This window comes from Pseudomonadota bacterium (genome assembly GCA_038533575.1).
Classification (GTDB): Bacteria; Pseudomonadota; Alphaproteobacteria; order Rhodobacterales; family Rhodobacteraceae; genus Shimia_B.
Genome location: JBCAYL010000001.1, coordinates 966034 through 989120, shown reverse-complemented (window position 1 = coordinate 989120; position 23087 = coordinate 966034). Strand labels below are relative to the sequence as shown.

Genomic DNA, 23087 nt, shown 5'->3' with positions numbered 1-23087 from the left:
GGGAACCACACGCTCGAACAAGCTAAGGAGCAACTGTTCATGTCTTTCACAAAAATGACCGCATCCGCGATCGCGATCACGGCCATTGCCGGCGCTGCACAAGCCCGCGACCAGGTCCAGATCGCCGGCTCGTCCACCGTGCTGCCGTACGCGTCGATCGTGGCCGAACTCTTCGGCGACAACACGGACTTCCCGACGCCGGTCGTGGAATCCGGCGGGTCGTCGTCCGGTCTGCGCCGTTTCTGCGAAGGCGTCGGCGTCAACACCATCGACATCGCCAACGCATCCCGCGCCATCCGTGAGAGCGAAATCGCCGCTTGTGCGGAAGCCGGCGTCACCGACATCATCGAAGTGCGCATCGGCTATGACGGCATCGTCTTCGCCTCGCAGATCGACGGCCCGGCCTATGACGCCTTCACGCCGTCGGATTGGTTCAACGCCCTCGCGCCGCGCGTGATGGTGGATGGCGAGCTCGTCGACAACCCGCACACGATGTGGTCGGACTTCAACGCCGATCTGCCCTCCGAGGAGATCATCGCCTTCATCCCGGGCACCAAGCACGGCACGCGCGAAGTCTTCGAAGAAAAGGTGATCGCGGCAGGCTGTGAAGCCACTGGCGCCTTCGAGGCCATGATGGCCGCCGGCATGTCCGAGGATGATGCCGAGGATGCCTGCCTCGAGGTGCGCACCGACGGGCGCTCCGTGGACATCGACGGTGACTACACCGAGACCCTCGCGCGCATCGACGCCAACGCCAACGGCATCGGCGTGTTCGGTCTCTCGTTCTACGAGAACAACACCGACAAGCTGAAAGTGGCCACGATGTCCGGCGTGTCGCCGTCCACGGAGACGATCTCCACCGGCGAGTACCCCGTGTCCCGCCCGCTCTTCTTCTACATCAAGGCGGCGCATATCGGCGTGATCCCGGGCCTCAAGGAATACGCCCAGTTCTTCATGGCTGACCAGATCTCAGGCCCCGGCGGCCCGCTGGCGACCTACGGCATCGTGCCCGACCCCGAGCTCGCCGCGACGCAGGCGATGATCGAGGCAGAAGAGGTCATGGGCTCCGCCATGTAAGCCTTGCAGGGCCCCGCGCGGATGCTCTGCGCGGGGATCTCACGAAAAAAGCGAGGCAGCTCTGTCAGGGGCTGCCTCTCACGTCTCTAGGCTAGGATGCCAACATCATGTCGGCAGGAACCATCGTCCTTCTTCTCCTCGCGCTCGGCGCGGCCAGCTACGTGGTCATGCGTCGGCGGGCCATGATCTCTGCCGGGGGAGACCGCCGCAACCTCCATTCTCTGCCGTCCTACTACGGCTCGAACGGTGCGCTCTCCGTCCTCGTCCCCTCGCTCCTTGCCCTTGCCGCCTGGTCCATCCTGCAACCGATCATCATCGGCGCATCGATCCGCGGGGACATCACCGAACAGCAGCTCATCACCGATGGCCTGAACATGAGCCTCGTGCTCTCGGACGTGCGCCGCGTGGCTGACGGCCTCGACGTCGCCGTGGCGGAAGGTGCCATGACCGAGGAAATGGCCGAGAACATGCGCACCGACTTCACAGATGTGCGCCAGCGGCTGGGCGATGTGGGCGTGGCGCTCGGCTCGGACGTCGACCAGGGTATCCTGCGCAGCGCCCAGGACTACCGCGCGATGACAGCCACCGGCGATAGGTTGCGCATGGTCTTCGTGCTCTTCATCGCTGCTGCGGGCTTTGCCTATGCCTGGTTCCGCACGGACAAGGCCTTCCGGGCGCGCAATACCGTGGAACGGGCGGTGATGGCGCTCCTCGTCGCGGCGGCCTCCATCGCCATTCTCACGACCGTCGGGATCGTGCTCTCGCTGATCTTCAATACGGTCGAATTCCTTCAGATCTATCCGCCCGCGCAGTTCTTCTTCAATCTAGAGTGGGCGCCGAGCTTCACCGGCCGGGGCGGGGCCTCATCGCTGGGGGTGCTGCCGCTCCTCTGGGGGACGCTCTACATCTCCCTCGTGGCGCTCTGTGTAGCCGTGCCCATCGGCCTCTTCGCGGCGATCTATCTGTCTGAATATGCGTCGCCCGCCGTGCGTTCTGTGGCCAAGCCGCTTCTCGAGGTGCTCGCGGGCATCCCCACCATCGTCTACGGCCTCTTCGCGCTTCTCACGGTGGGACCTTTCCTCGTCTCGGTCTTCGGCGATGGCGGCACGCTTGGGGTGACGTGGATGTCCGGCGGGACGGCGGTCATGACCGCGGGCCTCGTCATGGGCCTCATGCTCATCCCCTTCGTCTCCTCGCTCTCGGACGACATCATCAATGCGGTGCCGCAGGCCATGCGCGACGGCTCCCTGGGCCTCGGCGCGACGCACTCCGAGACGATCCGGCAGGTCGTGCTTCCGGCAGCGCTGCCCGGCATCGTTGGCGCGATCCTTCTCGCCGCCTCGCGTGCCATCGGGGAGACGATGATCGTCGTCCTCGGGGCAGGGGCCGCGGCCCGGCTCTCTCTCAATCCGTTCGAGGCCATGACCACGGTCACCGCCAAGATCGTCTCGCAGCTCACCGGGGACAGCGATTTTGCCTCGCCCGAAGCCTTGGTCGCATTCGCCCTCGGTATGACGCTCTTCGTCATCACGCTCGGGCTCAACGTCTTTGCCCTCTACATCGTCCGCAAGTATCGGGAGCAGTACGAATGACCGACGCAACAGCCCCCGCCGCCGCACCTGCCAAGGGGAAATCGCTCCTCTCGGTCGATGATCGCACGAAGAAGCGCAACGCGGCCGAGACCCGCTTCAAGGCCTATGGCGTGGCCGCGATCACGACGGGCATCCTCGCGCTCGTGGTGCTGCTTTGGGCAATTCTGTCCAACGGCCTCCCGGCGTTCCAGCGGACGGTCGTCCAGGTCGACATGACTGTCTCGCAGGAACAGTTCGATGCCGCTGAGGGCACGCTATTCAAGACGGCCGAGTACGAGACGCTCTTCATCGCCGCGCTCTCGGATGCTCTGCAAGACGCAGGGATCGAGGCCGATCTCGACCCCGACGCTCTCGAGCGGCTCGTGGGCTCCGTGGGGGCCGATCTTCGCGAGTTCTATCGCGAGGACCCCGCGCGCATCGGCGAGACAGTACGCTTCGAGCTTCCGGCGGCTTCCGCCGTTGACCGGTATTTCAAGGGCTCGCTCGCCGTAGAGAACATTACCGCGGAAAACCGTTTCATTCAGCCGGAGGACCTCGTCGTGGCCGAGGCCATGACGGAAGCAGGGCTCATGGCCAGCGTCTTCGACTGGAACTTCATCACAGGCGTGGATACCGGCGTGGACAATGCCGGCGCGGCGGGCATCGGCGCCTCCGTCCTGGGCTCGTTCTTCATGATGATCGTGGTGCTCGTGCTTGCACTGCCCATCGGCGTGGCCGCCTCGATCTACCTGGAGGAATTCGCCCCGAAGAACCGCTTCACCGACCTCATCGAGGTCAACATCTCGAACCTCGCCGCGGTGCCCTCCATCGTCTTCGGCATCCTCGGGCTCGCGGTCTTCATCCAGTTCATGCACCTGCCGCAATCGGCGCCCCTCGTGGGCGGGCTCGTGCTCACGCTCATGACGCTGCCGACAATCATCATCTCCACGCGTGCTTCGCTGAAGGCCGTGCCGCCGTCGATCCGCGACGCGGCGCTCGGGGTAGGGGCCTCCAAGATGCAGGCCGTCTTCCACCACGTGCTGCCGCTCGCCGCGCCGGGCATCCTCACGGGCACCATCATCGGTCTCGCGCAGGCCCTCGGTGAGACGGCGCCGCTTCTTCTCATCGGGATGGTGGGTTTCGTGGCGCGCTACCCCGATACCTTCCTCAGTGGGCTCGAAGGGCCGAACTCGGCCATGCCCGCTCAGATCTTCAACTGGGCCTCGCGCTCAGACGCCGTCTTCACCGAGAAGGCATGGGGCGGGATCATCCTGTTGCTTCTCTTCCTCTTCACGATGAACATCATCGCCATTCTCTTGCGCCGCCGCTTCGAGCGCCGTTGGTAAGGAAGGATCAGACCCATGTACGACGATAGCAGACGAGCGGAGCGAGACGTGGCCAACAACGAAATCAAGATCGGGGCCAAAGGCGTTGATGTCTTCTATGGCGACAACCACGCCATCAAGGATGTGAGCGTGGAGATCGAGGACAAGACCGTCACCGCCTTCATCGGGCCCTCGGGCTGCGGCAAGTCCACCTTCCTGCGCTGCATCAACCGGATGAACGACACGATCGACAGCTGCCGCGTGACCGGCGATATCCGCCTCGACGGGGAGGACATCAATCACCGGGACGTGGACCCGGTGCAGCTCCGCGCCAAGGTGGGCATGGTCTTCCAGAAGCCAAATCCTTTCCCGAAGTCGATCTATGACAATGTGGCCTACGGCCCGCGGATCCACGGCCTCGCGAAGAACAGGGCGGAACTCGATGAAATCGTGGAAAAATCGCTGCGTCGTGGTGCCATCTGGGACGAAGTGAAGGACCGCCTCAGCGCCCCCGGCACCGGCCTCTCCGGCGGTCAGCAGCAGCGCCTGTGCATTGCGCGCGCCGTGGCCACCGAGCCCGAGGTGCTGCTCATGGACGAGCCGTGCTCGGCGCTCGATCCCATCGCCACCGGGCAGGTGGAGGAACTCATCGACGAGCTGCGCAAGAACTACTCGGTCGTCATCGTCACGCATTCCATGCAGCAGGCCGCCCGCGTGAGCCAGAAGACGGCCTTCTTCCACCTCGGCAACCTCGTGGAATACGGCGACACCGGCCAGATCTTCACCAACCCCGAAGACTCGCGCACGGAATCCTACATCACCGGACGGATCGGCTAGACCCATGCAAGACCAGCACATCGCCTCCGCCTTCGATCGCGATCTCGAAGGGCTGCAGGCCAACATCATGAAAATGGGCGGGCTGGTGGAAGCCGCCATCCTCGAAAGCACCCGCGCGCTCGCCGAGCGGGACGTGGAACTCGCCGAGACGGTACGCGCCGCCGACAGCGCAATCGACGATCTCGAGAGTTTCATCAACGAGGATTGCGCGCGCGTCATCGCCATGCGTCAGCCCATGTCCAGCGACCTGCGCATCATCCTCACCGTGATGAAGGTGTCCGCCAATCTCGAGCGCATCGCCGATTACGCCAAGAACATCGCCAAGCGGACCACCGTGCTCGCCGAGACCGGCCCGATCAACGGCTCCGACCAGGCTCTCAAGCGCATGGCGCGCGAGGTGGAGGCGATGCTCAAGGACACGCTCGATGCCTTTATCCAGCGGGACCCCGAGCTTGCCGGGGACGTACGCGACCGCGATCACTCGGTCGATCAGATGTACAACGCGCTTTTCCGTGAATTCCTCACCCACATGATGGAAGACCCGCGCAACATCACCGCCTGCATGCATCTCCATTTCATCGCCAAGAACATCGAGCGCATGGGTGATCACACCACCAATATCGCCGAGGAGGTCATCTACCTCGTCACCGGCGAGCATCCCGACGATCCGCGCCCCAAGGGCGACACCGCGCCGGGGATCGAACGGACGACCGCATGAGCGACCAGCCCTCGGTTCTCCTCGTGGAAGACGAGCCGGCCCAGCGTGCCGTGCTCTCCTACAACCTGGAGAGCGAGGGCTACCGCGTGATCGAGGCCGAGAACGGGGAGGAGGCCCTCCTTCTCGTCGACGAGGACAAGCCCGACGTCGTCGTGCTCGATTGGATGCTGCCCAACGTGTCAGGCATCGAGGTCTGCAGGCAGCTCAAGATGCGCAAGGAGACGCGCGCGCTCCCCATCATCATGCTGTCCGCGCGCACCGAGGAGGTGGACAAGATCCGCGGTCTCGAGACGGGCGCCGACGACTACGTCACGAAGCCCTATTCGGTGCTCGAGCTCATGGCGCGGGTGAAGGCGCAGCTCCGCCGCGCGCGGCCCGGCGCGACCGGGGAGAGGCTTCACTTCGAAGACATCACGCTCGATACCGAGCATCACCGGGTGAGCCGGGCAGGGCGGGACGTGAAGCTGGGGCCCACGGAATTCCGGCTCCTGACGACGTTCATGGAGAAACCCGGCCGCGTCTGGAGCCGCGAGCAGCTTCTCGACCGGGTCTGGGGCCGCGAGATCTACGTGGATACGCGCACGGTTGACGTCCATATTGGGCGGCTCCGGAAGGCGCTCTGCAAGGATGGCGGGGACGATCCCGTGCGCACGGTACGCGGCGCGGGCTATGCGCTGGGCTAGGGACATCAACTGCAACCCGCAAGGCGCTGCAGAGAAATGATATTTCTGGCTTAGACAGACGCCACTTGTGGCGAGGCCCGCTTTGCGACTAGCGTCGCGCAAAAGGGATGCGCCATGGCACGTGACTGGGATGATGCTTTCGCCAACATGGCTCATATTCCGGGCAGCGAGGCTTTTCCCAAAGCGGGCGCAGGACGCCGCGGACTTTCGCGCCCGCTGGGGCCGCCACGAGCGCATCAGCTATGGCGATAAAGCTGCTGAAATCATAGATATTTTCTCGCCGAAAGGCGCATCTCGAGGCCTCTTCATATTCGTCCATGGCGGCTACTGGATGCGCACGTCGCCCGATGACTGGAGCCACCTCGCGGAGGGCGCGGTGACGCTTGGATACACGGCCGCGCTCATCGGCTACACGCTGACACCCGCGGCCACGATCCCGGAGATCACCCAACTAGTGGCGCGCGGGATCCGGCACGTGGCGCGGGCCCATGCCGGGCCCATCCATCTGGTGGGGCATTCCGCGGGCGCGCATCTCGCAGCGCGTGCGCTCTGCGATGACACGACGCTGGAGCCCGGTATCCTCATGCGCATGGCAAGTCTGACGGGGCTAGGTGGTGTCTACGATCTCCGGCCGTTGCTCATGACGGAGATGAACTGGACGCTGGGGCTCACGGGCCAGTCCGCGGCGCTCGAGAGCCCGATCTTGCGCCGACCGAAAGTGGATGCGCCGATGACGATCTGGGTCGGCGCGGACGAACGGCCGGAATTCGTGCGCCAGTCTCGCGCCATGGCGCTGGTCTGGGAAGGTCTCGGGGCCGAGATCACGCTGGTGGAGGAGGCGGGTGCGCACCATTTCTCCATACTCGACGGCCTGCGGTCCGCTGATGCGGCGTTGATGCGACAGGTCATGGCTAGGTGACACATACAGGCAAAAGGCTTGTAATCAGTATTATGTGTAAAATACTGATGCCCGCTTATGGCGTTGTATCAACACCTTAGCGCAGCCAGAGCCGTCCATAGCCTGCCAACGAGAGATGATCGCCCGCCAAGACGAGCGGCGCGTCGCTCAGAAGATCGACACCTTCGCGCATGCCCGCCCATCGCAGCCAGGCCTCGCTAAGCTGCTGCGGTGCCTCGCTGAAATTGAAGATGCAGACGACGCTGCCATGGGGCGCGCGCCGTGCGAAGGCGAAGAGCCTCGGGTTGCCGGTCTCGAGCACGCGGCACGGATAGCCGCCGTGAAACTCCGGCACGCGTGCGCGGCGCGCCAGGATGTCCCGGATGCCTGACAGCACCTGCCCCGCTGCGCTTTCAGGATCAGAGAATGCCGCATCGACCGCTTCCCAGTCCATGCGCGGACGGTGGAGCCAGCGGCTGTCATGGGCATGCTCCGGCACGTCGCGATAGCTCCAGTCGTTCTCGAGCGCGATCTCGTCGCCCATGTAGACGAGCGGGATACCCCCGTGGCTGGCGATCAGCGCATGGCCCATGAGGATGCGCGCCACGGCCTCCCTCCCCGTCTCGAGCCCCGCGAGCGAGGCGCAAGTGCCCGAGATGCGCTTGTCGCCCGTGGCCGGATTGTGCTGGAAGAGCGCGCCGCGCGCGAAGGAGCCCGGGAAGACGCCCTCGTAGAAATCCGACAGGAACGCCCGGTGCGCGCCGCCGTCGAGGCCCACAGCGGCGGCGTCCTCGTCGGTCACCGCCCAGCCGATATCATCGTGGCAGCGCAGATAGGTGGCGTAGGTCGCGTTGGTCACGGTCTCGGGAAAGTGGCTGCGCATGACATGTGTCATCATCCGCGTGTCGCGCGCTGCCAGCGCCGACCAGAACTGCACCATGAGCGAGTTGTGATAGGCCAGATTGCCCTCGCGCCCGTCATGGATGCCGCGCCCGAGATAGCCCAGCATCTCTTCGGGGCCCACGATCGCCTCCTCGAGGTGAATGACCGCGGGCGCCACGATCCGGCTTACCGCGCGCAGCGCCTGCAGGATCATGTGGCATTCGGGCTCTGACTGGCAGCGCGTGCCCATCCGCTTCCACATGAATGCCACCGCATCGAAGCGCAGCACATCCACCCCGCGATTGGCGAGCGCGAGCATGATCTCGGCCATCTCGAGGAAGACCTGCGGATTGGCCCAGTTGAGATCCCATTGATGCTCGTTGAACGTCGTCCAGACCCAGCGTCCGGCGCCATCCGCGCCCGCATCCGGGTAATGGGTGAAGTTCCCCGGCGCGTCGTTTGGAAAGACCTCGAGCAGCGTCTCCTCGTATTGCCGGGGCAGCGTGTCATCCTCGAACATGAGGTAGTAATCGGCGTATTTCGCAGTGCCCTTGCGGGCCTTTTTCGCCCAAGCATGCTCCTTCGCGGTGTGGTTGAGCACCATGTCCACGCAGACGCTGATCCCGCGGTCGCGGCAGGCCTTCGTGGCGGCCTCGAAGCTTGCCATGTCGCCGAGCGCCGGGTTGATCCGCCCGTAATCCATGACCGAGTAGCCGCCGTCATTGTCGCCCGGGCGCGGCTTCAGGCAGGGCATGAAATGGACGTAGGTGATGCCGAGATCGGCGAGATAATCGAGCTTCCCCGGCACGTCACGGAAGGTGCCGCAGAAGCGGTCGACGTAGAAGGCATAGCCCGCCATGCCCGGCCGCTGGAACCAGTCGGGCTCGAGGTCTCGCTTGAGATCAAGAAGCCGCAGATCCGCCGGGCGCGCGTCCCACGCACGGCGCATCATCCGCTCGAGCGCGCGCGTGAAACGGGCATAGTCCGGATGCGCGCCATAAAGGCGCTCCAGCATGGGGGTGAGATCGGGCTCGCTCCGCGCGCGGCGCAGGTCGTAGATCGTTGTATCGTCCGTCACGGGTGCAGTGGTCCTCAGGCGCTCTGGCGCTCGGCAAGCGCGCTCAGGGTCGCCGCGAAGTCCACCTGCCCTGTTCCCGCCGCCACGGCCTCCGCGAGAAGATCGGCCATGGAGCGCGGCGCGAGCCCGCCCACCGGTGGGTCGGTGTCGAGATTGGTGGGAAAGGCATAGCCCTCCGCGCTGGCGGCGATGGCCGCGGCCACCTGCGCGGCGTCGAGCCGCCCGGCCTGCTTGAGCTGGATCAGCACGGGCAGGAGCGCCTCCGCCATGGCCGCGCGGTCGATCTGTTCCATGGCGCGCCCGAACGCGGAGGAGACCTGCAAGAGGTTCACCATGCGCGCGATGTCCGCGCTCTTGTTCTCGCCCGCCGCATGGAAGAGCGCGGGGTTGAAGAAGATCGCATCGCCCTTCTCTAGCGCCAGCTGCACGTAGTGCGCCTCGAAATGCGCGCGGAAGGCCTCTTGATGAAAGGCGAGGTAACCCGGCCCGTAGAGCTGGGAAAACGGCAGGAGCTTCGTGGGCCCGCTCTCGACGGGCATGTCCACGTGGGCGATCCCGCCCTGCAGCGTGAGCGTGGCGGTCACGTCATGGGCGTGGCGCGGATAGCGCGCGGCTTGGGCGGCGGACATGAAGCCCAGGTGATAGTCGCGATGCGCCGATTGCGCCTTGCCGCCCGGGCGGACCTGGTTGACCTGCGCCGTCACCTGGTAGTTCGGCCCGAGCCACGCCTCGCAGGCGGCCGCGATGGGCGCGTTGCCGAGATAAAGCGCGAAGCCTTCCGGATCGCGCAGACAGTGCTTTTGCAGGGCGTTCCACACGCGGTCATTCTGGCCCGAGGCGGCGAAGTGATCCCCCTGCCCCGCATTGCCCGCGCGCTCATCGGCGATAATGGCGTTGAAGACCGTCGTGGCCCGGTCGACGGCGCCGGTATCCGCATAGGCGCGCTTAAGCACGATTACACCCGCCGACGCGCCGAGCACCCAGGCCCATTCGGACAGAAGCGCCGCGCGTCCTGGCCCTGCCAGCGTCGCCGCCAGAGCCTCCATGTCGTAGAGCGGGATGTTCTTCTCCACCGACGCGGCGAAAGGCACGTCCGCGGGATCGAGCCGCTGGCTGGTGAGCGCGGCAAACGCGGCGAGGTCGATATCGGCGTCTCGGAAAAAGCCGGCGTCGCGAGGATGTTCGCCCATCTGTGTGCCTCCCATAGCTTTCCCGATCATTGGGTCATGGCACCGCGGCAGGTCAACTCCTTCTGCGCGCTGGCCAGTCCGGTGACGATCCGCTACGCGGAAAGAAAAGAGACGAAGGGGCAGCGATGGAACGGATCTTCATCACGGGCACGGCGGGCTTCATCGGGTATCACCTCGCCAAGCTCCTGCTCGACGAGGGCTACACCGTCGCGGGCTATGACGGGATGACGGCGTATTACGATGTCTCCCTCAAGCAGCGCCGACACCAGATGCTGCTCCAGCACGCCAATTTCACGGCCACCGAGGCCCTGCTCGAGGCGCAGGAGAGCCTCGATGTCGCCGTCGATGCCTGCGCGCCCGATGTCATCATCCATCTCGCGGGCCAGGCCGGGGTGAGGTACTCACTCGAAAACCCGCGCTCCTATATCGAGGCCAATGTCGTGGGCACGTTCAACGTGATGGAGGCCACCAAACGGCACGCCGTGCGGCACCTGCTCATGGCCTCCACCTCCTCGGTCTACGGGGCCAATACCGAGATGCCCTACGAAGAGGTCCACAAGGCCGACACGCCGCTCACGATCTACGCGGCCACCAAGAAAGCCAACGAGGCGATGGCCCATTCCTATGCCCATCTCCACGACCTGCCGACGACGATGTTCCGCTTCTTCACCGTCTATGGCAGCTGGGGCCGGCCGGACATGGCGCTCTTCAAGTTCGTGGACGCGATCCTCGAGGACCGGCCCATAGATCTCTACAATCACGGCGACATGTTCCGCGACTTCACCCATGTGCGCGATCTGGTGCGAGGCATCAGGCTCCTGATGGATGCAGCCCCCGTGCGCCCCGAGACGCCGGAAGACATCATGCCCGGCGACAGCCTGAGCCCCGTCGCGCCCCACCGCATCGTCAATATCGGCAATTCCGGGAAGGTGCGCCTCGAGGATTTCGTGGAGGCCATCGAGGCCGCCCTCGGCAAGACTGCCATCCGCAACTACATGGACATTCAGCCCGGCGACGTGCCCGCCACATGGGCGAATGCCGAGCTATTACAAAGACTAACGGGGTTCCGCCCGGCCACGGATATTCGTGACGGGATCGCCGAGTTCGTCGACTGGTTCCGCACGTATTATGACAAATAGGCTCGCTTAATCCTTGATCGCGCGCCCTGCCCGCGCATAGGCTCCCGCGGCGGTCCGCAGCATCGCCACACACGCACTAGAGACCTCGGGCATGACCTCCATTCTCGTTCTGAACGGGCCAAATCTGAACTTGCTCGGCACGCGTCAGCCGGAGATCTACGGCCATGCCACGCTTGCCGATCTGGAGGCTCTTTGCCGCGAGGCGGCATCTGGCCTCGGCTTCGAGGTGAGCTTCCTGCAGTCGAACCACGAGGGCGCGCTGATCGACGCCGTGCACGGTGCGCGGGGCGTCCATGACGGGCTCATCATCAATGCGGGCGCCTACACCCACACCTCCATCGCGCTGATGGACGCGGTGCTGGGCATCGGCCTGCCCACGATCGAGGTCCATCTCTCCAACACCCATGCCCGCGAGAGCTTTCGCCACGAGAGCTTCCTCGGACGTGCCGCCACCGGCAGCATCCAGGGCTTCGGTCCCGCCTCCTACACGCTTGCACTGCACGCGCTCAAAGAGGTGCTCGCGCCATGATGTCGATGTCCGCTTATCTGGAAGCCGTCACCGAGGCGCACAGCATCGAAGAGCTCTGGAGCATGCATACCGAGCGCATGGCGCAGTACGGCTTTGACCGCATCATGTATGGCTTCACCCGCTACATGACCGCCTACTCCATGGGCGATCCGCAGGACCTCGTGCTGCTCACGAACCACGCCCCCGAATACACCGACCAATTCATCACCGGCGGTCTCTACTTCCACGCGCCCATGGTCCAATGGGCCCGCCACAATGACGGCGCGGCGAGCTGGGAGGTCATCCGGCAGATGGAGAGCTCTGGCACGCTCACCGAACCCGAGCGCAAGGTCCTCGAGTTCAACCAGCGCATGGGCGTGACGGCGGGCTACACGATCAGCTTTAGCGCGGTTTCAACGCGCTCCAAGGGTGCCATCGCGCTCACCGGGCGCGCGGGCCTCAGCCAGGCGGACGTGGACGAGATCTGGGCCGATCACGGCGCGGACATCATCCTCATGAACAAGGTGGCGCATCTCAAGATCATCTCCCTGCCCTATCACGGCGCCCGCACGCTCACCCGCCGCCAGCGCGAGGTGCTGCAATGGGTGGCGGACGGAAAAACGACTCAGGACATCGCCACGCTCCTCGGTCTCACCGTGGCGACGGTAGAAAAACACCTCCGCCTCGCCCGCGAGAGCATGGACGTCGACACGACTGCCCAAGCCTTGCTCAAAATGGCTTTCCAGAACCAGATGTTCGTCCTCGAAGCGTGATTTTTTGAGCACGAGGTCAGTAGTAAGGGAAACCGGACTTCCCTTGCGTCAGCCTTGAGGTATGCTGCAAGCGTTCCGTGAGTGGAGGCTTTGAGCCGGGAACACGGGAGTGGCGCCACGAGATTACGCGGAAAGCGCTCCCATTCTTACTCTACCGGGGCTCCCGACCCGGTCCTTGCACCCTGACTCTTCCCCGATTTGGGGGGTGACAAGACTACGGCGCTGTCTGTCCCGGCAGCGCCGTTTTCGTTTCGGGCAGGCCGCTGCGAATTTTTGAGTGAGAAGAAAAAAAGCCCGCAGGGAAGATCCCACGGGCTTCTGCAATTTAACTTGACCAGAGAAGGACTTAGTTGCCGGCAGCCTTGGCCACTTCCTCGGCGAAGTTCTCTTCCTTCTTCTCGATGCCTTCGCCCACTTCGAGGCGCACGAAACCGGTGATCTCCACACCCGCTTCCTTGGCGGCGGCTTCCACCGTCAGGTCCGGGTTCACAACGAAGGCCTGGCCCAGCAGCGTGACCTCGGCCATGAACTTCTTCATGCGGCCCACGATCATCTTCTCGATGACCGCATCGGGCTTGCCCGATTCTTTCGCGATATCGATCTGGACCTGCTTTTCCTTCTCGACGATCGCGGGATCGAGCTCGCCTTCATCGAGCGCGGCCGGGTTGGCGGCGGCGATGTGCATGGCGACCTGCTTGCCGAAGCCTGCATTGTCGCCTTTCAGCGCCACGAGGACGCCGATCTTGCCCATGCCGTCGGCGGCGGCGTTGTGCACGTAGGAGACGACCTGCTCGCCCTCGACCTTGGCCATGCGGCGCAGCCCCATGTTCTCGCCGATAGTGGCGACGGCATCTGTGATGAGCTCGGAGACGGGCTTGCCGCCGATCTCGGCTTTGCTCAGCGCGTCGGTGTCGGCGGCCATGAGGCCCGCCGTGGCGATCTTGGCGACCATGCCCTGGAAGTCGGCGTTCTTGGCGACGAAATCGGTCTCGGAGTTCACCTCCACGGCCACGCCCGTGCCGCCATCGACGGCCACGGCCACGAGGCCCTCGGCGGCCGTGCGGCCGGATTTCTTCGCGGCCTTCGCGAGGCCCTTGGTGCGCAGCCAGTCCATGGCCGCTTCCATGTCACCGTCGTTTTCCGTCAGCGCCTTCTTGGCGTCCATCATGCCCGCGCCGGATTTTTCGCGGAGCTCTTTCACGAGTGCAGCGGTGATTGCCATCTGCCTATCCTCATTCTTGAAATGTCGTCGGCGGGGCAACGCGCACCCCGCCCTTTCGGGAATTTCGCGGGGGCGATCAGCCCTCGGCCTTCTCCTTGATCTCCTCGGCAGCAGCCTCGGCAGGAGCCTCGGCAGGTGCCTCCGCAGCAGCCTCGGCGGGCGTCGTTTCGGCCACGGCTTCTTCAGCGACCGCCTCTTCCATCTCGCCGAGATCGATGCCGGCGGCACCCATCTGCGCGGTCATGCCGTCGAGTGCTGCGCGGGCCGCGAGATCGCAATAAAGCGCGATGGCGCGCGCGGCGTCATCATTGCCGGGGATGATGTAATCCACGCCGTCGGGGGAGCAGTTGGTATCCACCACGGCCACGACGGGGATGCCGAGCTTCTTGGCTTCCGCGATGGCGAGGTCTTCCTTGTTGACGTCTATGACGAAGAGAAGATCGGGCACGCCACCCATCTCGCGGATCCCGCCGAGCGAAGCCTGCAGCTTCGCCTGGTCGCGCTCCATGCCGAGACGCTCTTTCTTGGTGAGGCCCTCGGCGCCCTGCTCCATCTGCTCGTCGATGGCGCGGAGGCGGTTGATGGACTGGGAGACCGTCTTCCAGTTCGTCAGCGTCCCGCCGAGCCAGCGGTGGTTCATGTAGTACTGCGCGCATTTCTCGGCCGCTTCGGCGATCGGGGTCTGCGCCTGGCGCTTGGTGCCCACGAAGAGCACGCGCCCGCCCTTGGCCACCGTCTCGCGGATGACGTTGAGCGCGGCGTCGAGCATCGGGACCGTCTGCGTGAGGTCCATGATGTGGATGCCGTTGCGGTCGCCGTAGATGAACTCGGCCATGCGCGGGTTCCAGCGCTGGGTCTGGTGGCCGAAATGCACGCCAGCTTCGAGCAGCTGGCGCATGGTGAACTCAGGAAGAGCCATGCTTCTATATCCTTTCCGGTTTCGATCCTCGGCGGGGCGACAGAGCCTATGCTCAACCGGCGGACCTGCGGGGATGTCTCCCCCACGAGGCCCAAGCCCCACCTGCGAAGTGCGCGCCGTTTATCCCCAGCCCCCGCGCGGCGCAAGTCCTCCCCTTCATGTTTCCGCAAATACCTCCCCCGGAGGGCCTGAGGAGGCAATCCCGCCCTTGCCGCCCGCGCGCCTGCCCGCCATGGAGGGCCCATGACTGACACGACGCCCAAACCGGACATCCTCTGCATCGGCGCGGTGCTCTGGGATATCATCGGCCGCTCGGCCTCGGCCATGCGCGTGGGCTCGGACGTGCCCGGCCGCATCTCTCGGCTGCCGGGCGGGGTGGCGCTCAACATCGCGATGACGCTCCAGGGCTTCGGGCTCAAGACCGCGCTCTTGGCCGCGGTGGGACGCGACGCCGAGGGCGATGAACTTATCCGCGCGCTGAAGGCGCTCGGCCTCATCACCGACTATGCCTACCGCTCCGCCGATCTTCCCACCGATCGCTACATGGCCATCGAGGGCGCAAACGGGCTCATCTCCGCCATCGCCGATGCCCATTCGCTGGAGGCCGCGGGGGCCAAGATCCTGCGGCCCCTGTCGGACGGGCGGCTCGGCGCGAAGGACGCGCCCTATGCGGGCATCGTCGCGCTTGACGGAAACCTGACCCTGTCGCTTCTCACCGAATGCGCCACCTCGCCGCTCTTCTCCGCCGCCGATCTCCGCGTCGCGCCGGCCTCGCCGGGCAAGGCGGAGCGGCTCCTGCCCTTCCTCACCCATGGCCGCGCCACGCTCTACGTCAACAAAGAGGAAGCCGGGCTCCTCGCCAAGGCGCCGTTCGAGACGGCCCGTGAGGCCGCCGAGGCGCTCGTGGCGCGAGGCGCACGGCGCGCGCTCGTCACCGACGGGGGCAAGAGCGCCGCTATGGCAACCGCCGTGGGCAGCCTCGAGAAATCGCCGCCCGAGGTCATGGTGGCGCGCGTCACCGGCGCAGGCGACACCTTCATGGCCGGCCACATCGCCGCCGAGCGCGACGGTGCCGGGCCGGAGGCGGCCCTTGACCGTGCCATCGCCGCCGCCGCAACTTTCGTCGCCGGGGAGACCCCGTTTTGAGCCCTGACATTCACTATTCGGAGGCCGTGGCCGCAGCCCGGGATGCGGGGGCGCCCCTCGTCGCGCTCGAAAGCACGATCATCACCCACGGCATGCCCTATCCGCAAAATCTGCAGACCGCGAGCGGCGTGGAAGCCGTGATCCGGGAGGCGGGCGCCGTGCCCGCCACGATCGCCGTGCTCGACGGGCAGCTCCATGTCGGGCTCGAGGACGCGGAGCTCGCGGCGCTGGCCCAGCGGCCCGACGCGCTCAAGCTCTCGCGCGCCGACATCGCCTTCGCGATGGCCACCGGCGCCACCGGGGCCACGACCGTGGCCGCCACCATGATCGCCGCCCATCTCGCGGGCATAGCCGTCTTCGCCACTGGGGGCATCGGGGGCGTCCATCGCGGCGCGGAGGAGAGCCTCGACATCTCCGCCGACCTACTCGAACTGGCCGAGACCCCGGTCACCGTCGTCGCCGCGGGCGCCAAGGCCATTCTAGACCTGCCGAAGACGCTCGAGGTCCTCGAGACCCACGGTGTTCCCGTCATAGCTTATGGCCAGGACGCCTTCCCAGCCTTCTGGTCGCGGGCATCGGGCCTCGCAGCCCCGCTCCGCGCCGACACCGCCGACGAGATCGCCCGAGCCCATGCCACACGCGGCGCGCTTGGGCTGCCCGGCGGTCAACTCGTGGCCAATCCGATCCCGGCGGAGGCCGAGATCCCACGCGCTGTCATCGATCCGATCATCGCCCAGGCGCTCGAGGAAGCCGAGACCACCGGCATCACCGGCAAGGCCGTCACTCCGTTCCTGCTCGGGCGCATCTTCGAGCTGACCGAGGGCGCCTCCCTGGCGGCCAATATCGCGCTCGTGCGCAACAATGCCCGCCTCGGCGCGGAGATTGCTCGCGAATACGTCACGCTGCGGGGCAGCATGTTGTGAAGCGGCCCACGAGCGCGTAAATATCTCTCGATTTCAGCCGATCTCCGGAAGCACGCTCCCCGCCATGGCCGCCACACCGTTCGAAGACCCAAAGAAGAAGCGCCGCGCCGGCTGGATCAGCGGCATGCGCACCAATTTCCTCACGGGTCTCGTGGTCATCGCGCCCATCGGTCTGACGATCTGGCTGATCTGGACGGTGGTGGGCTGGATCGACGGGTTCGTGCTGCCGCTCATTCCCAATGGCTGGACGCCGGACATCCTCCTCAGGCAGCTTCTCGGCCCCTGGGTGCGGGAACTGCTCGGGATCGAGGGTCCCATCGACCCGGATTTCGCCCCGACCTCGATCCGCGGCGTGGGCGTCATCATCTTCCTCGTTTTCACGATGCTCGTGGGCTGGATCGCCAAGGGCTTCATCGGGCGCTCGCTCCTCCGCTGGGCCGAGCAACTGGTGGAGAGCATCCCCGTCGTCCGCTCGATCTATGGCGGGGTGAAGCAGATCGCCGAGACCGTCTTCAACCAGACCGATACGAGCTTCGACAAGGCCTGCCTGATCGAGTATCCGCGCCGCGATATCTGGGCCATCGGCTTTATCTCCACGGATGCCAAGGGCGAGATCGCCAAGAACAACCAGGCTGGCAGCCCGCTCCTCTCCGTCTTCGTGCCCACGACGCCGAACCCGACCTCTGGCTTTCTTCTCTTCTTCCCGAAAGAAGACATCATCGAGCTCGACATGAGCGTGGAGGATGCCGCCAAGCTCGTGATCTCCGCGGGCCTCGTTTATCCCAACGGGAAGAACGGCGTGGACGTCATCGAGCAGCCACAGGCCGCTGAGTAACACGCCCCCGATGATCGAAGCCGCGTTTACCGGGTTCGTCACCGGGACCACTCTCATCCTCGCCATCGGCGCGCAAAACGCTTTCGTCCTGCGCCAGGGGCTTCTCGGCGCCCATGTGGGGCCGCTGGTGCTGCTTTTCTCGCTGTCGGATTTGGTGCTGATGGCGGCGGGTGCGGCGGGCTTCAGCGCGGTGGTGACGCTCGTGCCGTGGTTTCCCAAGGCGATGCTCCTCCTCGGCGCGGCGTTCCTGAGTGCCTACGGGCTCCTGCGGCTGCGCGCGGCCTGGGCGGGGGCCTACGAAATGGCGCTTGCGGGCGGGACACAGTCCCTGAGCAAGACCCTCGCCGTCGGCGCGGCCCTCACTTGGCTTAATCCCCATGTCTACCTCGACACCCTGGCGCTCATGGGCGCGATCTCCACGCAGTTCGAGGGCGCGGGCGGCAAGGTGGCCTTCGTGGCGGGGGGCAGCGCGTCGTCCTTCGTCTTCTTCTCGGTCCTGGGCTACGGCGCGCGCTGGCTCGCCCCAGTGATGCAGACCGCGGCGGCCTGGCGCTGGCTCGATGTGCTCGTCGGTCTCACCATGCTCGCGCTCGCCGCCACGCTCCTCGCCGGCCTCTAGGCCCGGCGCGCAAGAACTTTCCGAAGAAAATTCTCGCCCCGGCCACACACGAATTTCTTCGGAAATTCGTGGCGCCTAGTCGAACATCGCCCTGAGATCGACGGAGCTTTCGACGCCGATCTTCTCGGCATCACCGTCGAGGAATCTGCCCGCCGCGCGGCGGCCTGCGGCCTTGAGCTGCGCTATGACGGTGGCATTGGGCACGGTCTTCGTGGCCACCGATAATTCTGTCATCAGCGCGTCATCGGCGATCATGTGCACCTTCATGTCCTTCATGGCGCCTTTTTCCATCTTCCCCTCCGCGATCAGGCGCTTGACGAAGCTGATGGCGCGGAGTTCGCGGAAGAGCGAGGAATTGAAGCTGATCTCGTTGATCCGGTTCTGGATCTCCTGCGGCGTCGTCGGCAGCTTGCCCCGCTCCAGCGGGTTGATGTTGATGATGACCACGTCGTCGGGAAACTCCGGTTCGAAGAGCGGAAAGAGCGCGGGATTGCCGGTATAGCCGCCATCCCAATAGGCCTCGTCGTCGATCTCCACGGCCTGAAAGAGCGTGGGCAAGCAGGCGGAGGCCATGATCGCCTCAGTTCCGATCTCGTCGCCCTCGAAGACACGGATCTTGCCGGAGCGGACATTCGTGGCGCAAATGAAGAGCGCCGGCCCACGATCCGCACAGACCTCAGCGTAGGAAAAGCGCTCCACGATGCGGTGCAGCGGGTTCTGGTAGAGCGGCCCGTAGGCATAGGGCGACCAGACCCGGGTGGAGAGATCGCCGAGGATGTAGGGCAGCGAGAACTCGATGCTCTGGGAGATCATACTGGCCGGAAAGGCCTCCATCCATGGCGCGATGGCCTCGTCCTCGGCCGCGCCCACCTGCTGCCAGAGCCAGTCGAGATTTTCCCGCGCCGCCTCGCGCCCGCCATGGACGAGCCCTGCCTTGAGCGCCGCGCCGTTGAGCGCGCCGGCCGAGGTCCCCGTGATCGCGGCGATCTCGAGCTCCGGCTCCTCGAGCAGCCGGTCGAGCACGCCCCACGTGAAGGAGCCATGGGCGCCGCCGCCCTGAAGCGCGAGATTGATCCGCATCAGACCTCCATCACAGGGCCGTCCAGCCGCCATCGACGCTGATCGTCGTGCCGGTGATCTGATCGGCGTCCGGTGAGCAGAGGAAGGCCGCCACCCCGCCGAGCTGATCCGTCGTCGCGAACTCCTTGGAGGGCTGTCGCTCGAGAAGCACCTTCTCGATCACCTCCTCCTCGGACATCTCGTATTTCTTCGCCGTGTCGGGGATCTGCGCCTCCACGAGCGGGGTCTTCACGTAGCCCGGGCAGATGGCGTTGGCGGTAATGGGCTCCTTGGCGGTCTCGAGCGCCACCACTTTCGTCATGCCCACCACGCCGTGCTTGGCCGAGACATAGGCGCTCTTGTAGGGCGAGGCGGTTAGGCCATGGGCCGAGGAGATGTTGATCACCCGGCCCCAGCCGGCCTCCCGCATCAAGGGCAGCGCCACGGCGGTGGTGTGAAACGCCGAAGACAGCATGATCGCGATGATGGCGTTCCACTTCTCCACGGGGAATTCATCGATCGGCGCGACATGCTGGATGCCCGCATTGTTGATGAGCACGTCGCAGCGCCCGGCCGCCGCGATGAGCGCGCGGGCCTGCTCCCCATCGGAGAGGTCGGCCTGCACGTAGCGCGCCTTGGTCCCTGTCTCTTCGGAGATCTCCTTGGCCAGCGCGTGGTCCTCGTCGCTGTCGGTGTAGGAGTTCAGCACGACATCCGCGCCCTCCCGCGCGAGCCGCCAGGCAATCCCCAACCCGATCCCTGAATTCGAACCCGTGATGACGGCGGTCTTGCCGGTCAAAGTCATGATGCGCTCCCAAATTGCTGTGCTGCAGCATAAGAGCGGCGGGCGGGATTGCCAGACGAAAGCGCGCGCCTCAGGCGGTCTGCTTGAGGATTGCGCTCTTGGTCTCGGAGAGCCGCTCGGCCTTCAGGCGGTCAAAGGCGGTGAGAAGACAAAGCGCGGCCTGCGGCTCGAGGTAGGAGAGGAGCGCCAGGAGCCGCGCCGGGACCCGCACGTGGAGCGCGTCAGCGCGCCCTGCCCCGTCACTCTGCGCGAAGATCGCGAGCCCCGTGCGCCGCAGGAAGGCTTCCGTTCCCATGCGACAGAGCCCGGCGGCAGTTGCGTCCTCGACGAGAACGGCGCCGCGCATCTGTCCTTTGATCACGGCCCGGCGCAGCGCGTAGAGCTCCCGCATGCGCGCGCGCATCGTGCGCCGCCGCGCCCAGTGGACCCGCGCCATCTCGATGGCGTCATGGGGATGCTCGGTATCCGCGTGAAAAGGGTGCTGCTTGACCCTGTGGAAGACCAGCCAGAAGAGCTCGCCGTCGTGTGATATGGCGCGCAAGGCCGCCGTGCCGTCGACCGGATCGGCAACCCGGTTGCGCGGGTCATACCAGCACCGCACCCAGTTCGACGCGTCATAGACGAGCGTGTCTGCATGCGGTGGTTGGTTGTGGTTTCCCGCCAGGGGTGGGCGTGCATCGAGGAGAGCGGCCCGAAGCCGCCGCGTGTGAAATCCAAACATGAAAGGTCTCTTTAAAACGAGTGCTGAAAAAGTATTCGGTCTAAAATTAACGTGCCGAGAGGGTACACCCGCGCCGCCATCCGGACAAGCATCGCCCCAACACTCGCCGGCCCTATGGGCAGCGTTCCGCCCAAAAAAAACGCCGGCACAAGGCCGGCGTTAAGTCATTGAGGCAGGTTTCATACAGGCAAGAAACCTATCGAGCAGTGACGACAGGTATAAGCAATGTCGCGCCTGACTTAAAGGTAAAAGTTTGAAAACACGCATTTCGCCCCGTAACCTCGCGCTCAAGAAAACAAAGCATCACAGGGATTGTCTCCAAAATGCGACCACATTATTTCGAGCAGCTTCGCACCATCACCGCCGTTTTCGCCCTCGCCGTCCTGCCGGTCTCGGCAGCCGCCGACGGCCATAGCGCGCCCCAGCACGGCATAGCTATGTATGGGGACCCTGCACTCCCCCCGGATTTTGTGTCCCTGCCCTATGCGAATCCTGACGCGCCCAAGGGCGGGCGCATCGTGCAGGGCGAAGGCGGCAGCTTCGACAGCCTCAATCCCCACATCCGCAAGGGCACCGTTCCATGGCAGCTCCGCTTCCTCGCCTATGAGAGCCTCATGGGCCGGTCCTGGGACGAGCCGTTTACGCTCTACGGTCTCCTCGCCGAATCGATTGAGACACCGGAGGACCGGAGCTGGGTCGAATTCACCCTCCGCGAGGAGGCGCGATTCTCCGACGGCTCGCCCGTCACTGTCGAGGATGTCATGTGGTCTTACGAGACGCTGGGGACCGAGGGGCACCCGCGCTATGCCGGGCTCTGGGGCAAGATCGACACGATGGAGCAGACCGGCCCCCGCTCCATCCGCTTCACGTTCAACGTGGAGGACCGCGAGCTCGCGCTCATCACCGGCATGCGCCCGATCCTGAAGAAGGCGCAGTGGGAGGGCCGCGACTTTACCGAGTCAGGGCTCGAGCCGCCCATCTCCACCGCGCCCTATGTCATCGAAGACTGGGAGGCCGGCCGCTTCGTCTCGCTCCAGCGGAACCCGGACTACTGGGGCAACGATCTCAATTTCCGTCGCGGCACCAATAACCTCGATGAAATCCGCATGGAATTCTATGCCGACGGCGCGGTCATGTTCGAGGCCTTCAAGGCCGGTGAGCTCTCCACGCACCGCGAATTCAACGCGGAGGCCTGGGCCACGCGGTTCGACTTTCCGGCCGTGCAGCGGGGCGACATCGTCCTCTCCGAGATCCCCAATGACCGTCCCACGGGGATGACGGGCTTCGTGATGAACACGCGCATGCCCGTCTTCGCCGATTGGCGCGTGCGCCAGGCGATGATCGAGGCGTTCAACTTTGAATTCATCAACGAGACGATGACCGGCGGTCGGCAGGAGCGCATCCAATCCGTCTTCGGCGGCTCCGTGCTCGGCATGTCCACCGGCCCGGCCGAGGGACGCGTGCGGGAGTACCTAGAGCCCTTCGCCGCCGATCTCCTGCCCGGCGCGCTTGAAGGCTACGCGCTCCCCGTCTCGGATGGCTCCGAGCGCAACCGTGCGGGCATCGCCCGCGCCACCGAACTCCTCACCGAAGCGGGCTGGTCCATTCAGGACGGCTCCCTGAAGGACGCGAGCGGCACGCCGTTCGAATTCACCATCCTCCTGCAGGTGGGCGCGAGCGAGAACGAACAGATGATCGACATCTACGTCACCGCGCTCGAGCGCCTCGGCATCACGCCCCGGATCGACAAGGTCGACAGCGCCCAGCACAAGGAGCGCGTCACCAATTACGATTTCGACATGGCCTACTACCGCCGTGGCGTCTCGCTCTCACCGGGCAACGAGCAATTCCTCTACTGGGGCGGCGAGGGTGTGACCGAGCCCGGCACGCGCAATCTCATGGGGATGGACGTGCCCGCCGCGGAGGCCATGATCGATGCGTTTCTCAACGCCGAGCGCCAGGACGACTTCCGCGCGGCCGTGAAGGCGCTCGACCGCATCATCATGGCCGGGCGCTACGTGATCCCGATCTACCACTTCTCCACCGGTCGCATCGCCCACGACGCGGCGCTTCGCTACCCGGAGACGCTGCCCATGTACGGCGATTGGATCGGCTTCCAGCCCGATGTCTGGTGGTACGAAGACTAACGGACGACGGCC

Annotated in this window: 22 protein-coding genes; 15 read left to right on the top strand and 7 right to left on the bottom strand. The window is 65.3% G+C overall.

Going from position 1 to position 23087, the window contains the following annotated elements:
* Nucleotides 1-39 precede the first annotated feature (39 nt).
* From AAFM92_05060 to AAFM92_05030, 7 genes are all read left to right on the top strand, one after another.
* On the top strand, nucleotides 40-1077 hold the full coding sequence (locus tag AAFM92_05060; protein ID MEL7299735.1) for a substrate-binding domain-containing protein: 1038 nt from the start codon (nucleotides 40-42) through the stop codon (nucleotides 1075-1077).
* Between the two features lie 107 nt (nucleotides 1078-1184).
* Nucleotides 1185-2669, top strand: a complete 1485-nt coding sequence (gene pstC, locus AAFM92_05055; protein ID MEL7299734.1) for a phosphate ABC transporter permease subunit PstC — start codon at nucleotides 1185-1187, stop codon at nucleotides 2667-2669.
* The gene (pstA, locus tag AAFM92_05050; protein MEL7299733.1) at nucleotides 2666-3994 is read left to right on the top strand and encodes a phosphate ABC transporter permease PstA; all 1329 of its coding nucleotides are present in this window, start codon (nucleotides 2666-2668) and stop codon (nucleotides 3992-3994) included. The genes pstC and pstA overlap by 4 nt, the downstream gene beginning before the upstream one ends.
* 15 nt (nucleotides 3995-4009) lie before the next feature.
* Nucleotides 4010-4810, top strand: a complete 801-nt coding sequence (pstB, locus tag AAFM92_05045) for a phosphate ABC transporter ATP-binding protein PstB (GenBank protein MEL7299732.1) — start codon at nucleotides 4010-4012, stop codon at nucleotides 4808-4810.
* A gap of 4 nt (nucleotides 4811-4814) precedes the next feature.
* Nucleotides 4815-5528: a phosphate signaling complex protein PhoU gene (phoU, locus tag AAFM92_05040; GenBank protein ID MEL7299731.1), complete on the top strand. Its 714-nt coding sequence runs from the start codon at nucleotides 4815-4817 to the stop codon at nucleotides 5526-5528.
* Nucleotides 5525-6211, top strand: a complete 687-nt coding sequence (gene phoB, locus AAFM92_05035) for a phosphate regulon transcriptional regulator PhoB (GenBank protein MEL7299730.1) — start codon at nucleotides 5525-5527, stop codon at nucleotides 6209-6211. The genes phoU and phoB overlap by 4 nt, the downstream gene beginning before the upstream one ends.
* 133 nt (nucleotides 6212-6344) lie before the next feature.
* Nucleotides 6345-7130, top strand: a complete 786-nt coding sequence (locus tag AAFM92_05030) for an alpha/beta hydrolase (GenBank protein MEL7299729.1) — start codon at nucleotides 6345-6347, stop codon at nucleotides 7128-7130.
* Nucleotides 7131-7206: 76 nt separating this feature from the next.
* Here AAFM92_05030 and AAFM92_05025 read toward each other — a convergent pair whose 3' ends face one another.
* Together AAFM92_05025 and AAFM92_05020 are read right to left on the bottom strand one after the other, a co-directional pair.
* On the bottom strand, nucleotides 7207-9069 hold the full coding sequence (locus AAFM92_05025) for an alpha-amylase family glycosyl hydrolase (GenBank protein MEL7299728.1): 1863 nt from the start codon (nucleotides 9067-9069) through the stop codon (nucleotides 7207-7209).
* Nucleotides 9070-9083: 14 nt separating this feature from the next.
* Entirely contained in the window at nucleotides 9084-10259 is a 1176-nt protein-coding gene (locus AAFM92_05020) for a phytanoyl-CoA dioxygenase family protein (GenBank protein ID MEL7299727.1), read from the bottom strand.
* 125 nt (nucleotides 10260-10384) lie between these two features.
* Here AAFM92_05020 and AAFM92_05015 point away from each other — a divergent pair, with 125 nt between their 5' ends.
* The 3 genes from AAFM92_05015 (at nucleotide 10385) to AAFM92_05005 (ending at nucleotide 12679) form a co-directional block, all read left to right on the top strand.
* Nucleotides 10385-11398 carry an NAD-dependent epimerase/dehydratase family protein gene (locus tag AAFM92_05015; GenBank protein ID MEL7299726.1) on the top strand — a complete coding sequence of 338 codons (1014 nt, stop codon included), beginning with the start codon at nucleotides 10385-10387 and terminating at the stop codon, nucleotides 11396-11398.
* Nucleotides 11399-11489: 91 nt separating this feature from the next.
* The gene (gene aroQ, locus AAFM92_05010) at nucleotides 11490-11927 is read left to right on the top strand and encodes a type II 3-dehydroquinate dehydratase (GenBank protein MEL7299725.1); all 438 of its coding nucleotides are present in this window, start codon (nucleotides 11490-11492) and stop codon (nucleotides 11925-11927) included.
* On the top strand, nucleotides 11924-12679 hold the full coding sequence (locus tag AAFM92_05005; protein MEL7299724.1) for a LuxR family transcriptional regulator: 756 nt from the start codon (nucleotides 11924-11926) through the stop codon (nucleotides 12677-12679). The genes aroQ and AAFM92_05005 overlap by 4 nt, the downstream gene beginning before the upstream one ends.
* A 346-nt stretch (nucleotides 12680-13025) precedes the next feature.
* On the opposite strand, the gene tsf is transcribed toward AAFM92_05005, so the two are convergent.
* Nucleotides 13026-13901, bottom strand: a complete 876-nt coding sequence (tsf, locus tag AAFM92_05000; GenBank protein ID MEL7299723.1) for a translation elongation factor Ts — start codon at nucleotides 13899-13901, stop codon at nucleotides 13026-13028.
* A gap of 76 nt (nucleotides 13902-13977) precedes the next feature.
* On the bottom strand, nucleotides 13978-14820 hold the full coding sequence (gene rpsB / locus AAFM92_04995; protein ID MEL7299722.1) for a 30S ribosomal protein S2: 843 nt from the start codon (nucleotides 14818-14820) through the stop codon (nucleotides 13978-13980).
* A 243-nt stretch (nucleotides 14821-15063) separates the two neighbouring features.
* On the opposite strand from rpsB, the gene AAFM92_04990 reads away from it, so the two are divergent.
* From AAFM92_04990 to AAFM92_04975, 4 genes are all read left to right on the top strand, one after another.
* Nucleotides 15064-15966 (top strand): PfkB family carbohydrate kinase, encoded by a 903-nt coding sequence (locus tag AAFM92_04990; GenBank protein ID MEL7299721.1) that lies wholly within the window; start codon nucleotides 15064-15066, stop codon nucleotides 15964-15966.
* Nucleotides 15963-16889 carry a pseudouridine-5'-phosphate glycosidase gene (locus tag AAFM92_04985; protein MEL7299720.1) on the top strand — a complete coding sequence of 309 codons (927 nt, stop codon included), beginning with the start codon at nucleotides 15963-15965 and terminating at the stop codon, nucleotides 16887-16889. The genes AAFM92_04990 and AAFM92_04985 overlap by 4 nt, the downstream gene beginning before the upstream one ends.
* 64 nt (nucleotides 16890-16953) lie before the next feature.
* Nucleotides 16954-17724 (top strand): DUF502 domain-containing protein, encoded by a 771-nt coding sequence (locus AAFM92_04980; protein MEL7299719.1) that lies wholly within the window; start codon nucleotides 16954-16956, stop codon nucleotides 17722-17724.
* Nucleotides 17725-17734: 10 nt separating this feature from the next.
* Nucleotides 17735-18343 carry a LysE family transporter gene (locus AAFM92_04975; GenBank protein ID MEL7299718.1) on the top strand — a complete coding sequence of 203 codons (609 nt, stop codon included), beginning with the start codon at nucleotides 17735-17737 and terminating at the stop codon, nucleotides 18341-18343.
* Between the two features lie 75 nt (nucleotides 18344-18418).
* Here AAFM92_04975 and AAFM92_04970 read toward each other — a convergent pair whose 3' ends face one another.
* From AAFM92_04970 to AAFM92_04960, 3 genes are all read right to left on the bottom strand, one after another.
* The gene (locus tag AAFM92_04970) at nucleotides 18419-19423 is read right to left on the bottom strand and encodes a patatin-like phospholipase family protein (GenBank protein ID MEL7299717.1); all 1005 of its coding nucleotides are present in this window, start codon (nucleotides 19421-19423) and stop codon (nucleotides 18419-18421) included.
* A 10-nt stretch (nucleotides 19424-19433) separates the two neighbouring features.
* The gene (locus AAFM92_04965; protein MEL7299716.1) at nucleotides 19434-20207 is read right to left on the bottom strand and encodes a 3-hydroxybutyrate dehydrogenase; all 774 of its coding nucleotides are present in this window, start codon (nucleotides 20205-20207) and stop codon (nucleotides 19434-19436) included.
* Between the two features lie 70 nt (nucleotides 20208-20277).
* Complete coding sequence (locus tag AAFM92_04960) at nucleotides 20278-20928, bottom strand: hypothetical protein (protein ID MEL7299715.1); 651 nt, start codon at nucleotides 20926-20928, stop codon at nucleotides 20278-20280.
* A gap of 323 nt (nucleotides 20929-21251) precedes the next feature.
* On the opposite strand from AAFM92_04960, the gene AAFM92_04955 reads away from it, so the two are divergent.
* A complete protein-coding gene (locus AAFM92_04955) occupies nucleotides 21252-23075 on the top strand; it encodes an extracellular solute-binding protein (protein MEL7299714.1) in 1824 nt (607 codons plus the stop codon).
* Nucleotides 23076-23087: the final 12 nt, after the last annotated feature.